We start from the raw sequence: 15,268 nt of genomic DNA, 5'->3' as shown, positions 1-15,268 counted from the left end.
AAAGTTGAGTACTCAAATTAGTTTAAAGTATATTACTAATTTGGGTACTTTTTATTATATAAAAATTAAAGAATTATTTGGAAAAATAATGTTGACTATTTTAGTATGATAAGCATATAATGATAATATAAACATATGAACAACTATTCATATGTTAAAACGTGAAAATAAATATTAATTTAAATTCAAATACTATATATGATAGGAGTGAATGCACTATGAAGACTAAAGTTGATAATAATATTGAAAGTTGTTGCTGTAATGTTATACATGGAGAAATAGTTAGTGAAGTAAAGGATAAATTACCTGAAGATGAGGTTTTATATGATTTAGCAGAGTTATTTAAAGTTTTTGGAGATAGTACAAGAATAAAAATACTTTGTGCATTGTTTGAGTCGGAAATGTGCGTTTGCGATTTGTCAGCTTTACTAAATGTTAGTCAATCAGCAATATCTCATCAATTGAGAGTTTTAAAATCTGCTAGACTTGTTAAGTTTAGAAGAGCAGGAAAAATAATTTATTACTCTTTAGATGATGAGCATATTAAGCATATATTTGATGAAGGATTAAAACATATCACTGAGTAGATATAATAAAAAAATAAGGGGGATAATATTGTATGGAAATTAAATTAGTTTTAAGTGGATTAAATTGTGCTAATTGTGCCAATAAAATAGAAACTAAAGTTAATAAAATAAATGGAATAGAAAATGCCTCATTAAATTTCTCAACAACAGTATTAACGGTAAAAATTAATAAAGAAGAAGAAAAAAATAATATAGTAAATGAGATTAAATCAATAGTTAAAAAGTTAGAACCTCATGTTAAGGTAATTGAAAAAACGGATAATAAAGATACAAAAGTTAATAAATCAGAATGTACTAGTAGTTGTTGTACTAATAGTCATGAACATGAAAGTAATAATGAAGAACATCATGGTCATACCCATGAATTTAAAGAAAATAATGGATTTTTAGGATATGCTAAAGATAATTTATTATTAATAATAGGAACTATAGTTTATATTATTGCATTAGCTTATAAAAGCAATGAAAATTTATTATCATTTATTTTATTTGGCGTAAGTTATTTGATAATAGGTGGAGAAGTAATATTAAATGCTATTAAGAATATCATAAGGGGAGAAATTTTTGATGAAAATTTCTTAATGAGTATTGCTACAATAGGAGCATTCTTTATTGGAGAATATCCAGAAGCTGTTGCAGTTATGTTGTTTTATCAAATAGGGGAAGTATTCCAAGGATATGCTGTAAATAAGTCAAGGAAATCAATATCTTCTCTTATGAATATAAGAGCTGACCATGCAAATGTTTTAAGAGATGACAAGGAAATTAGAGTATCACCAGAAGATGTATCAATAGGTGAATTTATTATTGTTAAACCAGGAGAAAGAGTACCTTTAGATGGGACTATTTTAGAAGGAACAAGTTTTATAGACACTTCTGCATTGACAGGAGAATCAGTACCACGTGAAGTTACAACTGGAAATGAAATATTATCAGGTTCCATAAATAATAATGGGGTTTTAAAAGTTAAAGTAGATAAAGAATACGGAGAATCAACAGTTGCTAGAATATTAGAATTAGTGGAAAATGCATCTAATAAGAAAGCTCCAACAGAAAAGTTTATAACTAAATTTGCAAAAGTTTATACACCTATAGTAGTTGCAATTGCTGTATTAGTGGCTATAATACCACCTACTATAATTAAGGATGCTACTTTTTCGGAGTGGATTTATAAAGCACTTTCAATATTAGTTGTATCTTGTCCTTGTGCTTTAGTTGTTTCAATTCCATTAGGATTTTTCTCAGGAATAGGAGCAGCTTCTAAAAAAGGTATTTTGGTTAAAGGTGGAAATTATTTAGAAGCACTTAGAGATAGTGAGATAGTAGTATTTGATAAAACAGGAACTTTAACAAAAGGTATATTTGAAGTAACAGAAATAAACTCTATAAATATGAGCAAGGAAGAATTATTAGAAATTACTGCTATGGGAGAGTCACTTTCAAATCATCCAATTGCAATGTCAATAGCAAATGCTTATGGAAAAGAAGTTAACAAAGATGAAATAAAGGATTATAAGGAAATTTCAGGTCACGGAATAGAGGTAACTATAAGGGGAAATGATGTTTTACTTGGTAATAGCAAATTAATGAAGAGTAACAATATAGATTATAATGATATAGATTCTATTGGAACAATAGTTCATGTTGCTATTAATGGTGAGTATAAAGGAAATATAGTTATTTCAGATGAAATAAAAGAAAATGTTAAAGAAGCATTAACTGAATTAAAAGAAGTTGGAATAAAGAAAATTATAATGCTTACAGGTGATAATAAAAATGTTGCTGATAAAGTTGCAATGGATATAGGAATAGACGAGGTATATTCAGAACTCTTACCTGGAGATAAGGTTAGTAAGATAGAAGAGATATTAAATAAAAAAAGTTCAAAGGGAAAAGTATTATTCGTTGGTGATGGAATAAATGATGCTCCAGTTTTAGCAAGAGCCGATATAGGAGTTGCAATGGGTGGAATAGGTTCAGATGCCGCTATAGAAGCAGCTGATGTTGTTTTAATGAAAGACAAAATTGAAGAAATATCAGAGGCTATAAGAGTATCTAGAAGAACTAATATGATTTTATGGCAAAATATTATATTTTCATTAGGTGTTAAAATTATAGTAATGTTATTAGTTATATTAGGTTTAACAAATATGTGGGCTGCAGTTTTTGCTGATGTAGGAGTAACATTAATAGCAGTTTTAAATTCAATGAGGATAATTCGATAAATATTGACAAAGAATATCCCATTGATTTATAATAAAATAAGTCGAGAACATTTTAGGCGTAAGGGCATAGCATACAAGATCACTTTGATGCTTGTATATAAGTCAGATAGTCCATAATATCTGACTTTGCTTCTATACGAGACTTATGTATAACTGATCTGCTAAGTTATACATAGGTCTCTATTTTTTAAGTAAGTACGAATATTTACCAATCTTTAAAAAAATTCATATATAAAAATTAATAAAATTAAATAAAAACCAATAAAATAGTAAAAACTAATTTTGGAAATTATAATAAAAAGTTTTACTTATATATTAAAATATAGAAAAAAAATGAAAACTATGTTATTATATTATCAAAGTTTGATTGAGATAGGAATATTATTGAAGTTTATTAAGGAGATTCATATACTATGGAAAAAAAGAAGAATGTTTCTATGGCAGTAATTAAAAGATTACCAAAATACCATAGATATTTGAAAGAGTTAATGAGAAATGATGTAGATAGAATTTCATCTAAAGAGTTAGGAGAGAAAATTGGATTTACAGCATCTCAAATAAGACAAGATTTAAATAATTTTGGCGACTTTGGACAACAGGGATACGGATATAATGTAAAAGAACTATATAAACAAATAAGTTTAATTTTAGGACTGGATAAAGAATATACAGGAGTAATAATTGGTGCAGGTAATTTAGGTCAGGCGATTGCAAACTATACTAGATTTTCTGAATCAGGTTTATCTATTGAATGTATTTTTGATGCTAACCCAAAGCTTATAGGAATGAGAATAAGGGATATTGAAATTAAGGATATAGATACATTAACTCAATATTTACAAGAAAATAGTACAGATATTGGAATTATATGTGTTCCAAGAATTAATGCTCAAAAAGTTACTGATATGCTAGTTAAGAGTGGAGTAAAAGGTATTTGGAACTTTGCACCTGTAGACTTAGTTGTACCTGATGATGTTAAAGTAGAAAATGTTCATTTATCAGAAAGTTTATTAACTTTAGTATATTTAATGAAGGATAATTAAAATAGTTGTTGCTTATGCAACAGCTATTTTTTGTTAATAAGTATACAATTGAAAAGAAAAAAGAAAACGTATTCTAAGAAATAGATTCAAAAAAATGTAATTTATATACTAATTAAGAAAATATTGATTGCAAATGATAAATTTAGATATTATAATTATAGATGAGTTATAATTATTCAGAATCTTCTAACCAAAGAAAAAAGAAATAGAGAGTTTTTTTTAAGATTCTTTGTTAATTATCTAACAATTAAAAGGGTATTTATGGTATTGATAGGGATAATAGGAGGAGATTTTATGGAAATTAAAAATGTTATTTTAGAGGAAGAGTTAAAGAATGTAACTCTTGAAAAGGATGGAAATTTAGCTGTTATAACAATAAACAGACCTAAAGCATTAAATGCTTTAAATTCAGATACTTTAAAAGATTTAGATAAAGCTATCACAAATATTGAAAATGATAGTAATGTTTATTGTGTAATACTTACAGGAGCAGGAGAAAAATCTTTCGTTGCTGGGGCAGATATAGCTGAAATGAAGGATTTAGATTCTAAAGCTGGAGAGGAATTTGGACTTTTAGGTAATAGAGTATTTAGAAGATTAGAAAATTTAGACAAGCCGGTTATAGCTGCAATTTCAGGATTTGCTTTAGGTGGAGGCTGTGAACTTGCTATGGCATGCGATATAAGAATAGCTTCAGAAAAAGCAAAGTTTGCTCAACCAGAAGCAGGACTTGGAATTACACCAGGATTTGGAGGAACTCAAAGATTACCTAGAATAGTTGGTTTAGGTAAAGCTAAAGAATTAATTTATACTTGTGCAATGATTAATGCTGAAGAAGCTTTAAGAATTGGGTTAGTTAATAAAGTTGTACCATTAGAAAATTTAATGGAAGAAGCTAAAAAAATGGCAGCTACTATTTGTGCTAATGCTCCAATAGCAGTTAAGCTTTGTAAGGATGCTATTAATAGAGGTATGCAAGTAGATATAGATAAAGCTATTGAGATTGAAGCAGAAGATTTCGGTAAGTGTTTTGACTCTGAAGATCAAGTTGAAGGAATGACTGCATTCTTAGAAAGAAGAGCAAAGAACTTCCAAAATAAGTAGTTATTTAATTAAATTTAAATATATAAGCAAGTGTATTGTACACATAAATGAGGGTATTGCAGGGAGGTAAAAAAGCAATGAATTTTGGATTAACTAGAGAACAAGAGTTAGTGAGACAAATGGTAAGAGAATTTGCAGTTAATGAAGTAAAACCAATAGCTGCTGAAATTGATGAAACAGAAAGATTCCCAATGGAAAATGTAAAGAAAATGGGTGAACTAGGAATGATGGGTATACCATTTCCTAAAGAGTTAGGTGGAGCTGGTGGAGATGTATTATCATATATCATCGCAGTAGAAGAATTATCAAAAGTTTGTGGAACAACAGGTGTTATTCTTTCAGCCCATACTTCACTTTGTGCGTCATTAATATATGAAAATGGAACACCAGCTCAAAAGGAAAAATATTTAGTACCACTTGCAAAAGGTGAAAAAATCGGTGCGTTTGGTTTAACTGAGCCAGGTGCAGGTACAGATGCTGCAGGACAACAAACTACAGCTGTATTAGATGGAGATAATTATATTTTAAATGGTTCTAAAATATTCATCACAAACGGTGGTGTTGCTGATACTTTCATAGTATTTGCTATGACTGATAAGTCACAAGGAACTAGAGGAATATCAGCTTTCATAGTTGAAAAAGGCTTCCCTGGATTCTCAATTGGTAAGAAAGAAGATAAGTTAGGAATTAGAGCATCTTCTACAACAGAGCTTATATTTGAAAACTGCATAGTTCCAAAAGAAAACCTAATTGGTAAAGAAGGTAAAGGCTTTGGTATAGCAATGAAAACTCTTGATGGAGGAAGAATTGGTATAGCTGCTCAAGCTTTAGGAATTGCAGAAGGAGCTTATGAAGAAACTATTAAATATATGAAGGAGAGAAAACAATTTGGTAGATCTTTATCAGCATTCCAAGGGTTACAATGGATGATTGCTGAAATGGAAACAAAAATTGAAGCTGCTAAGTTATTAGTTTATAAAGCTGCATGGCTTAAACAAAATAAACTTCCATATTCAGTAGATGCTGCTAAAGCAAAATTATTTGCTGCTGAAGTTGCTATGGATGTAACAACTAAGGCTGTTCAACTTCATGGTGGATATGGATATACTAAAGAATATCCAGTTGAAAGAATGATGAGAGACGCTAAGATAACTGAAATATACGAAGGAACTTCAGAAGTTCAAAAGATGGTTATCGCAGGCGCTGCATTAAGATAAGAGGAGGCTTTAATAATGAAGATAGTAGTTTGTTTAAAACAAGTACCAGATACAACTGTTGTAAAAATTGATCCAAAAACAGGAACTCTTATAAGAGATGGTGTTCCTTCAATAATAAATCCAGAAGATAAACATGCTTTAGAAGCAGCATTACAATTAAAAGACAATTATGGGGCACACGTGACTGTAATCAGCATGGGACCTCCTCAAGCAAAGAATGCGTTAAGAGAAGCTTTATGTATGGGAGCTGATGAAGCTATTCTTTTAACTGATAGAGCGTTTGGAGGAGCTGATACATTAGCAACTTCAAAAACAATTGCAGCAGCAATTAGAGAATTAGAATACGATATAATTTTCGCTGGAAGACAAGCTATAGATGGAGATACTGCACAAGTTGGACCAGAAATAGCTGAACATTTAAATGTACCTCAAGTAACATATGTACAAGATGTTAAAGTTGATGAGGATGGATTAATAGTTAATAGAGCATTAGAGGATGGATATGAATTAATAAAAGTTCAAACTCCAGTTCTTTTAACAGCAATTGAGGAATTAAATCATCCAAGATATATGAACGTTCAATATATATTTGATACAGTAGATAAAGAAGTAAAAATAATGACTGCAGCAGATATTGATGTACCAGTTGAAGAACTAGGATTAAAGGGTTCACCAACAAAGGTTAAAAAATCAATGACTAAAGAAGCTAAGGGCGCAGGAGAAGTTATTAAGGAATCAGCTCCAGAAGCAGTAGCATATGTTTTAGGAAAGTTAAAGGAAAAACACTATATCTAAGATAATAGGAGGGTAATTGGAGATGAATATATCAGAATATAATGGCGTTTGGGTATTCGCTGAACAAAGAAATGGTGAATTACAAAAGGTTTCTTTAGAAATATTAGGAGAAGGTAGAAGATTAGCAGATGAGTTAGGGGTTAAGCTTACTGCTGTATTATTAGGAAATAATGTAGCTTGTTTAGCTGATATTTTAGGTGAACATGGTGCTGATGAAATACTAGTGGCTGAACATGAGGAATTAGAAAATTATACAACTGATGGATATACAAAAGTTCTTTGTGATTTAGCAAATGAAAGAAAGCCAGGAATATTATTTATTGGAGCTACTTTCATAGGTAGAGATTTAGGTCCAAGAGTTGCAGCTAGACTTTCAACAGGATTAACTGCAGACTGTACATCTTTAGAAGTAGATGTTACTAATGGAGATTTACTTGCAACAAGACCTGCATTTGGTGGTAACTTAATGGCAACAATCGCTTGTCCAAATCATAGACCTCAAATGGCTACAGTAAGACCAGGAGTATTCTCAAAATTAACTGAAAAGAAAGAGAATTATAATATAGAAAAGGTTGATGTTCATTTAGAAGCATCAGATATTAGAACTACAGTTTTAGAAGTAGTTAAAGCTAATAAAGATATAGTTGATATTGGAGAAGCTAAAGTTATAGTTGCTGGTGGTAGAGGAGTTGGAAGTAAAGAAAACTTTGAACTTTTACAAGAATTAGCAACTACTTTAGGAGGAGTTGTTGGTGCATCAAGAGGTGCAGTAGATAAAGGATGGGTAGAAAGAGATTATCAAGTTGGACAAACTGGTAAGACTGTAAGACCAACAATCTATATTGCTTGTGGTATTTCAGGAGCAATTCAACACGTTGCGGGTATGCAAGAATCAGATATGATAATAGCTATTAATAAAGATGAAAGTGCTCCAATTATGAAGGTTGCTGATTATGCTATAGTTGGCGATTTAAATAAAGTTATACCAGAAATGATAAATAAATTAAAAGAATATTCAGAAACTGAAGAAACATTAGTTTGTAGAATTTAATATAATACAGGTAAAATGTTTTAAATATAAATAAAAAATGGGATATTTGAGAGTTAATAAAGGAGAGAGGTTATAATGGAAAAGATTTTTGTTTTAGGTGCGGGAACTATGGGTGCTGGAATAGTTCAAGCTTTTGCTCAAAAAGGTTATGAAGTTATCGTTAGAGATATAAAGGATGAATTTGTTGAGAGAGGACTTGCTGGAATCAATAAGAACCTATCTAAATTAGTTTCTAAGGGAAAGATGACAGAGGAAGTTAAGGAAGATATATTATCTAGAATTTCAGGAACTACTGATATGAATTTAGCTGCAGATTGCGACTTAGTTGTTGAAGCTGCAATTGAAAATATGAAGATTAAAAAAGAAATATTTGCAGAGTTAGATAAGATTTGTAAACCTGAAACTATTTTAGCTTCAAATACTTCTTCTTTATCAATAACAGAAGTTGCTTCAGCAACTAGTAGACCAGAAAAGGTTATAGGAATGCATTTCTTTAACCCAGCTCCAGTGATGAAGCTTGTTGAAATTATTAGAGGTATGGCTACATCACAAGAAACTTTTGATGCTGTTAAGGAATTATCTTTAGCAATTGGTAAGGAGCCGGTAGAAGTTGCAGAAGCACCAGGATTTGTAGTTAATAGAATACTTATCCCAATGATTAACGAAGCTTCATTTATTCTTCAAGAGGGAATTGCATCAGTTGAGGACATAGATACAGCTATGAAATTTGGTGCAAATCACCCAATGGGGCCTTTAGCATTAGGCGATTTAATTGGACTAGATGTTTGTTTAGCTATCATGGATGTTTTATATAATGAAACAGGAGACACTAAATATAGAGCTAGCAGCACTTTAAGAAAATATGTTAGAGCTGGATGGTTAGGTAGAAAAACTGGAAGAGGATTCTACAACTATAATGCTTAATTGATGTTATAAAATATTTGCTTATATATTTAAAAAGAATAAAAATGCGCTTTAATTTAACTTTAAAAGGTAACTGCTGACGGGTAGTTACCTTTTATTGTCTTATGATATAATATAATAAAATTTTATGATGCCAATGTGTATTAGGGAGGAATTTAGGTATGGAAGAAAATAATAAGAAAGTGTTTAATTTTTATGGAGAGATAGAAATTCCACAATCATTAATGGCTTTTGTGAGTAGAAATGAGCGAGCTTTATTTGCTGTAAAGACTGTTAGAGATGCGGCATTATTTACAGATAAAAAAGTATTAATATGTGATAAACAAGGTATTACTGGAAAAAAGACTGAGTATTATGCAATACCTTATAATAAGATAGTAACTTATGCAATAGAGACAGCAGGGCATTTTGATATTGATTCTGAAATTAAGTTATTTTTAACAGGAGGAATAGAAATAGAAATGCAATTCTTAAGAGGTAAAAATATGGATCAACTTCTTGGAAAGGTATTTAATGTTATAAATGAATATGTAACTTTATAAAAAATTAAGTTTAGGACAGAAAGAGAGAATAATTTAATGTTATTAGAAACAACAATGAAATATTACGATAAAAAGTATGATTTGAACTGTGCTGAATGTATTCTTGTAGCAGCTAATGAAGAGTATGATTTAAATATTTCTAAACAAACTTTAATGACTATGGCATCATTTGGTGGTGGAATGGCTATAGGAAGTACGTGCGGTGCAGCAACAGGTGCAATAGCAACTTTAGGAATTATGTTTACTGATGATAGAGGGCATAATAGTCCACATGTAAGAGAGATGACAGGAAAATTTTTAAGTGAATTTAATAGCAGAATGGAAACATTAAATTGTATACCGCTAAAGGAAAAATATTATGATTCTGAAAGAAGATGTTCAAAAATGATGATGGTATCCGCTGAAGTTCTAGAAGAAATAATAAATGAATATAAACAAGTATATTCAATAAATAGATAAATCTTTAATATTGAAAAATCATATTAGTTAATATAGCATAATAAATATAGATTATTTATTAATAATAATTTTCTGTAGAATATAAAATTATAAACTTAGAAAGAATAAAAATAGTAATTATAACTTTAGAAATTACCATGAATAATGAGGTGTAAATATGAATTATACAAATATAATAGAAAAAGAAAATTCAATAATATTAGAGAATGTTAAAGATTTCAATATAAAACAAATATTAGAATGTGGTCAATGTTTTAGATGGGAAAGAATAAGTGATACAAATTACATAATTGTTGCATATAGAAGAGTTATAGAAGTAGTTCAAGAAGGAGATAAAGTAACAATTCTTAATACTAATATGAAAGATTTTGATGAAATATGGAAGGATTACTTTGATTTAAATGTTAATTATGAAGAGGTAAAAGAGGAATTATCAAAAGATGAACTTTTAAAGAAGAGTGTTGAATTTGGTTATGGTATAAGAATATTAAATCAAGATCCTTTTGAAATGTTAATAAGCTTTATAATATCTGCAAGAAATAGTATTCCTTCAATAATGAAGACTATTAAAAAGATATCTGAAAGATGGGGAGATAAAATTGAATATAAAGGAAATATCTATTATGCATTCCCAACTCCAGAGCAATTAAAAGAAGCAACATTAGAAGAAATAAAAGAAACAGGAGCATCTTTCAGAAGTAAATACATAATAGATACTATATCAAAGGTTAATGCTGCTATTGAAGCTAAAAATAATGGAACTCTAAATGAAGAGTTACAACAATTCGATTTAGAATACATAAAGTCATTACCTGTTGATGAGTGTCATAAGGCTCTTCAAAACTTTATGGGGGTAGGAGCTAAGGTTGCAGACTGTATAATGCTATTTTCAATGAGCAAGCATTCAGCTTTTCCAGTTGACGTATGGATAAAAAGAGCAATGATTCATTTTTACTTAGCGCCAGATGTATCATTAAATAAGATAAGAGTTTTTGGTAGGGATAAATTTGGAGAGCTTGCAGGTCTTGCACAACAATACTTATTCTATTATGCAAGGGAAAATAATATAAAAATATAAAATATAGCTAAAATCAATGGTTTAGAGTGATAAAATATAAAACGTCAAAAGAATCGTCAAAAAAACTTTTAAAAAATTTTAGTCAATAAATTAGTTGCATTATTCAACATATTATCTGTAACGTGAGAATATGTTTTCATAGTTTGTTCTATATCATGCCCCATAAGTTTAGCAACGGTCTTGAAATCTACACCATTAGAAATTAATGTTGTTGCATATGTGTGTCTAAATTCATGTATTGATAAATTGTAACCTATTTTTTTAGTATAGTTTCTTAACATATTAGTTAATCCAGATACACAATTATAAACAACAACTCTATCACTTGAATTCTCATAAGAATAGTTTCTCCATTCTAATAGTATTTCCTTTGCTTTAGGAGGAAGAGGAACTATTCTATATGAGTTTTTTGATTTCAATTCTCCAAATCCGACTTTATTATTTTGAATGTTCTTCCACTGTATATTAATATTAATAGTATTCCTATTGAAATCTATTTTATCCCATGTTAAACCAAGAATTTCACCGATTCGAAGACCACACATACCAGCTAAAGAAAATATAACTTTATATTTAAGATTAGCAGTTTTATCTATTAGGTCTTTTAATTCATACTCTGTTAATGCTTTTTTCTTGTTTGGATCTTTAGAGGTTTTAATTTCTAAATTAATAGCAGGGGACTTTGGAATAATATTATATTTATTTACAGCACTATTAAAGATGGAATTTATTCTATTTTTGTAAGTTATAATAGTACCATATGATAAACCTTGCTTTACCATTGAGTCTAAACAATTTTGTATATGGATTGTGTTTATTTTTGTAATTTCTAATTTGTATAATGGTTCAAAATGTTTTAATGCCATATTATATAATCTTATTGTATTTTCTTGCATATATAAACTTATATGAGAAATATACATATCTTTAAATTCTTCAAATGTTAAGTTTTTAAACTCTTGATTTAGACTTAAGGTATCTTGTAATTCTCTTGCAGCTAACTCAGCAGCTGGCTTAGCTTCTTTTTTTGTCTTAAACCCTTGCTTTGATTTTTGTTTCCACTTACCGTTGACCTTATAACTTATTATATATTGCCAACCTTTATCTTTTTGTCTATAAGTAATGTTATAATCCATTTAATAATCCCTCCCTAAATTTATTATCTAATATTAATCTGAATAAATATTTTTTTTATATTTTGATGGGGTAAACTTTTCTTTATTTATACCCTTAGCAATCCAAAATATAGAAATGATTGATTTGTGAATTATCTCTATATCATCTTTTGATAAATTATTCATTTTATTTAACAAAATCAATTCATCATTCCAGAATTTTTTGAATTGTCTTTTATCTCTTTCAGTAACTTTAAATTTATCTGTATATTCTTTTGGTATTTCATATTTATTAAAATCCATAGCAAATCTCCTTTTTCAAGAATGTATGTTCGTATAAAATTATAAAAAAATTAATAAAAATAATGTATTAATTCATTTACTCTTTTAGGCAAAGAAACTTCTTCTAAAGAGCAAGAGGTATATGCTTCTATGTAATGTAAATACATATATGTAGCATATAGGTCTGCTTGAAACTCTTCTTTTAGCGTAGATGTAAAAGAAGAGTTTAAAAGTAGTGTATTTTTATGTCCTAAAAAATAATGAGCTAATTCATGAAATAAAGTAAAGTTAAACATTTCTTCTGATAGATTTTCGTTTATAACAATCATTTGTCTATTTGGTGAAATATATTTATAAAATCCATTTATTGAATTTGTTAAAGGTAAGACTTTAAATTCAACTCTTTTTAGGTTTTTAACTATATCTAAAGGTCTTACGCTATCATAAGTATCTATAACGTTATCTGCAACGTTTTGTATATATCTATAAATACTCAAGTTCTCATCCCCTTGGCTATTTTTATTTATATTTGTTTGGTGTAAATTTCTTCTTATTTTTTATTTTTATGGACTCAAGAGTAATTTTCAAAGCATTTTCTATAGCAAAGTAATCTTCATCTGTTAATATATCTTTATTTTTAGAAAATGACATTGATAATTCATCAAGTATTTTTTGTGCTTCTACATCTATATTTTTTTGTTCTTTTTCATTTAAAGAATAGTCTCTTTTCTTTTTCGTCTTATTTTCTAATGAAATTGATTTATCGCTAATTAGCTCATTTACAGTTACACCAAATGTATCTGCTAGTAATTTTAAGTTTTCAATACTTGGGTTACGCCTTTTATTTTCTATATCTGATAAAAAAGATATAGATAATCCAGTTTTAGTGTGTAAATCCTTTAGTGTAAAAGAATTTTGTTTTCTTAAGAATCTAATTTTATCACCTATACTCATATCAAAACCTCCTGTTTTAATCAGTATATTATATTACGCTATTGGTGTAAAACTTCACTAAAAGCGTAATTCTTTGAAAAATAGAGAAATTTTAAGAGAATAGAAGATTATCTCGTTTATTCTTAATATTTAGGCTGATAGCGTAAAAAATGAACCTTGAATATACTCTTATAGCGTAATAAAATATTACTCGTAAAGCGTAATTGTTAGTAAGGAGGAAGAAATGACTTATTTGGAAGAATTCAAAAAAGAAATGATGAGAGCACGAAGTGAGATTAATTTATCTAAGAGCGATTTAGCTAGGAAAATTTCTAAGAGTCCAAGTTTTATATGTGATATTGAGTGTGGAAGAAAAAAACCAAGTTTAGAAACTGCTTTTGATATATCAAAAGAGTTAGGAATATCTTTAGATGAAATATTAAATAATACTCTTATAGAGTAAAAATTAGTAGTAGATTAGGAGGGGGATAATAGTGAGTTTACATAACGAAAAAACATTGTTAAGTAGACAAAGCTTAGCGAAAAGATGGGATTTTACATCTAGTAAAGTTATTGAGAAATATGAATCTTTAGGGATATTAACAAGAGTTTCTGGCTTGCAAACTCCAAGATATCACATAGATGAAATATTAAAAATTGAATCATTAGGTAATACTAATCCTCTTTCACCAATAGAAAGAAGAAAATTAGAAAAAAGAGCCGAGAGGTTGGAAAAAGAAAACGAGAAATTGCGAAACTTGTTAAGAGAATACCAGAGTATTACAACTAAGAGTTTGAATTTAATAGTTTAAAAAGGAGAGATAACAAATGGAAAATTTAAAGCACGGTTCAAGAAAACCAAATGTAAAAGTTAATGGATTAGTAAATGTTAATGGAATGAAGTTCCACGATATAGAAGGTGGATTTGGTGAAAGTAAGAAGTCAATGTTAGTTAAGGAAATTGCTTATATCCATGGAAGAGATACTGGAAAGATTAATGAGTTAATTAATAAAAATAGAAAAAGATTTTTAGATGGAATTGATGTATTAGATTTAAAAGGTAATTTCGATATCCTTTTGAAGGATAACGGAATTTATACTCAAAATGCAATAAATAGAAGTGAAAATATATATCTTTTATCAGAAAGAGGTTATTCAAAACTTCTTAAAATTCTAGAAGATGATTTTGCATGGGAACAATACGATAAATTAGTTGATGGATATTTCCAAATGAGAGAACAAGTTAATAGTGGACAAGCTAGACCGCTTACTACAGAAGAAATGTTGGAACTTCAATTTAAATATGCAAAAGAGGTTAAAGCAGAAGTAATAGAGCTTAAAGAAGATTTTAAGGATTTAAAAGATAACCTTCCGTTACTTGGTGTTGATTGTGATGAAATTACAAGTTTAATAAAGAAAGTGTGTACTAGGGTAACAGGATATGGAACACCTGCATATAAAGATAAATCTTTAAGAGGAAGAGTTTATGCAGATATTTATGGACAAGTAAAAAGAGAGTTTCAAGTTAAATCATATAAAGCTATAAAGAGAAGTCAAGCAGAAAAGGCTAAAGAAATAATAAGAGATTATAAAGCTCCAACAGCTTTACTAGATGAAATTATAAGAGTTAATAATCAAATTAATTTTAAAGATGTGGTTTAAATGATAGGCAATATAGTATGTACAGCAATGCCATATAAAACGTTTAAAGAAAAGATATCTTTAACAAAGAAATATAAAGATAAACATATAGAAGTTTATAAAAATTATATATTAGTGATTTATTAAAGAAATATAGTGTAGGAAACTAAACCGTATTTATAGTAATTTAAATAATACTTTCATAGAGAAAAATAACGAAGAGTACAGAATAAATAGTTGTAATAAAAGTAGTTAAGATAGTAAACACTATG

The 15,268-nt window shown here is 28.7% G+C and carries 19 protein-coding genes; 15 read left to right on the top strand and 4 right to left on the bottom strand.

Annotated features, from left to right (window positions below):
- Positions 1 to 218: 218 nt before the first annotated feature.
- From EJJ37_RS09705 to EJJ37_RS09655, 11 genes are all read left to right on the top strand, one after another.
- Positions 219 to 587, top strand: a complete 369-nt coding sequence (locus tag EJJ37_RS09705) for an ArsR/SmtB family transcription factor (protein WP_133015385.1) — start codon at positions 219 to 221, stop codon at positions 585 to 587.
- A gap of 32 nt (positions 588 to 619) precedes the next feature.
- Positions 620 to 2,812, top strand: coding sequence for a heavy metal translocating P-type ATPase (locus tag EJJ37_RS09700; protein WP_133015384.1), 2,193 nt, complete (start codon positions 620 to 622; stop codon positions 2,810 to 2,812).
- Between the two features lie 413 nt (positions 2,813 to 3,225).
- Entirely contained in the window at positions 3,226 to 3,855 is a 630-nt protein-coding gene (locus EJJ37_RS09695; RefSeq protein WP_133015383.1) for a redox-sensing transcriptional repressor Rex, read from the top strand.
- 294 nt (positions 3,856 to 4,149) lie between these two features.
- The gene (locus EJJ37_RS09690) at positions 4,150 to 4,959 is read left to right on the top strand and encodes a short-chain-enoyl-CoA hydratase (protein WP_133015382.1); all 810 of its coding nucleotides are present in this window, start codon (positions 4,150 to 4,152) and stop codon (positions 4,957 to 4,959) included.
- A gap of 77 nt (positions 4,960 to 5,036) precedes the next feature.
- Complete coding sequence (locus EJJ37_RS09685) at positions 5,037 to 6,176, top strand: acyl-CoA dehydrogenase (protein WP_133015381.1); 1,140 nt, start codon at positions 5,037 to 5,039, stop codon at positions 6,174 to 6,176.
- A gap of 15 nt (positions 6,177 to 6,191) precedes the next feature.
- Positions 6,192 to 6,971 (top strand): electron transfer flavoprotein subunit beta/FixA family protein, encoded by a 780-nt coding sequence (locus EJJ37_RS09680; protein ID WP_133015380.1) that lies wholly within the window; start codon positions 6,192 to 6,194, stop codon positions 6,969 to 6,971.
- Between the two features lie 22 nt (positions 6,972 to 6,993).
- Entirely contained in the window at positions 6,994 to 8,022 is a 1,029-nt protein-coding gene (locus tag EJJ37_RS09675; protein ID WP_133015379.1) for an electron transfer flavoprotein subunit alpha/FixB family protein, read from the top strand.
- 75 nt (positions 8,023 to 8,097) lie between these two features.
- Positions 8,098 to 8,946: a 3-hydroxybutyryl-CoA dehydrogenase gene (locus EJJ37_RS09670; RefSeq protein ID WP_133015378.1), complete on the top strand. Its 849-nt coding sequence runs from the start codon at positions 8,098 to 8,100 to the stop codon at positions 8,944 to 8,946.
- 161 nt (positions 8,947 to 9,107) lie between these two features.
- Positions 9,108 to 9,488 carry a PH domain-containing protein gene (locus EJJ37_RS09665; RefSeq protein WP_133015377.1) on the top strand — a complete coding sequence of 127 codons (381 nt, stop codon included), beginning with the start codon at positions 9,108 to 9,110 and terminating at the stop codon, positions 9,486 to 9,488.
- Positions 9,489 to 9,524: 36 nt separating this feature from the next.
- A complete protein-coding gene (locus tag EJJ37_RS09660) occupies positions 9,525 to 9,947 on the top strand; it encodes a C-GCAxxG-C-C family (seleno)protein (RefSeq protein ID WP_133015376.1) in 423 nt (140 codons plus the stop codon).
- A 157-nt stretch (positions 9,948 to 10,104) separates the two neighbouring features.
- Complete coding sequence (locus EJJ37_RS09655; RefSeq protein WP_133015375.1) at positions 10,105 to 11,025, top strand: DNA-3-methyladenine glycosylase family protein; 921 nt, start codon at positions 10,105 to 10,107, stop codon at positions 11,023 to 11,025.
- A gap of 68 nt (positions 11,026 to 11,093) precedes the next feature.
- Here the strand turns inward: EJJ37_RS09655 and EJJ37_RS09650 are convergent, their stop codons facing one another.
- Genes EJJ37_RS09650 through EJJ37_RS09635 form a run of 4 tightly spaced genes read right to left on the bottom strand, consistent with a single transcriptional unit; the run spans position 11,094 to position 13,376 of the window.
- A complete protein-coding gene (locus tag EJJ37_RS09650) occupies positions 11,094 to 12,161 on the bottom strand; it encodes a site-specific integrase (RefSeq protein ID WP_133015374.1) in 1,068 nt (355 codons plus the stop codon).
- Positions 12,162 to 12,194: 33 nt separating this feature from the next.
- Entirely contained in the window at positions 12,195 to 12,443 is a 249-nt protein-coding gene (locus EJJ37_RS09645) for a hypothetical protein (RefSeq protein ID WP_133015373.1), read from the bottom strand.
- Between the two features lie 50 nt (positions 12,444 to 12,493).
- Complete coding sequence (locus EJJ37_RS09640) at positions 12,494 to 12,919, bottom strand: ImmA/IrrE family metallo-endopeptidase (protein ID WP_243124864.1); 426 nt, start codon at positions 12,917 to 12,919, stop codon at positions 12,494 to 12,496.
- A 22-nt stretch (positions 12,920 to 12,941) separates the two neighbouring features.
- Positions 12,942 to 13,376 carry a helix-turn-helix domain-containing protein gene (locus tag EJJ37_RS09635; RefSeq protein WP_133015372.1) on the bottom strand — a complete coding sequence of 145 codons (435 nt, stop codon included), beginning with the start codon at positions 13,374 to 13,376 and terminating at the stop codon, positions 12,942 to 12,944.
- Between the two features lie 223 nt (positions 13,377 to 13,599).
- Between EJJ37_RS09635 and EJJ37_RS09630 the strand changes: the two genes are divergently transcribed.
- The 4 genes from EJJ37_RS09630 to EJJ37_RS21030 are packed head-to-tail and all read left to right on the top strand — an operon-like array spanning position 13,600 to position 15,143.
- The gene (locus EJJ37_RS09630) at positions 13,600 to 13,818 is read left to right on the top strand and encodes a helix-turn-helix transcriptional regulator (protein WP_133015371.1); all 219 of its coding nucleotides are present in this window, start codon (positions 13,600 to 13,602) and stop codon (positions 13,816 to 13,818) included.
- A gap of 31 nt (positions 13,819 to 13,849) precedes the next feature.
- Complete coding sequence (locus EJJ37_RS09625) at positions 13,850 to 14,167, top strand: transcription factor (RefSeq protein WP_243124863.1); 318 nt, start codon at positions 13,850 to 13,852, stop codon at positions 14,165 to 14,167.
- A gap of 16 nt (positions 14,168 to 14,183) precedes the next feature.
- Complete coding sequence (locus tag EJJ37_RS09620) at positions 14,184 to 15,017, top strand: ORF6C domain-containing protein (RefSeq protein WP_133015370.1); 834 nt, start codon at positions 14,184 to 14,186, stop codon at positions 15,015 to 15,017.
- Positions 15,018 to 15,143, top strand: a complete 126-nt coding sequence (locus tag EJJ37_RS21030; RefSeq protein WP_275547945.1) for a hypothetical protein — start codon at positions 15,018 to 15,020, stop codon at positions 15,141 to 15,143.
- Positions 15,144 to 15,268 lie beyond the last annotated feature (125 nt).

The sequence above is a fragment of the Clostridium cuniculi genome, from assembly GCF_004353185.1.
GTDB classification, from domain to species: domain Bacteria; phylum Bacillota; class Clostridia; order Clostridiales; family Clostridiaceae; genus Clostridium; species Clostridium cuniculi.
The sequence above is the reverse complement of the archived record's forward strand: the minus strand, read 5'-3'. Positions and strand labels throughout refer to the sequence as shown.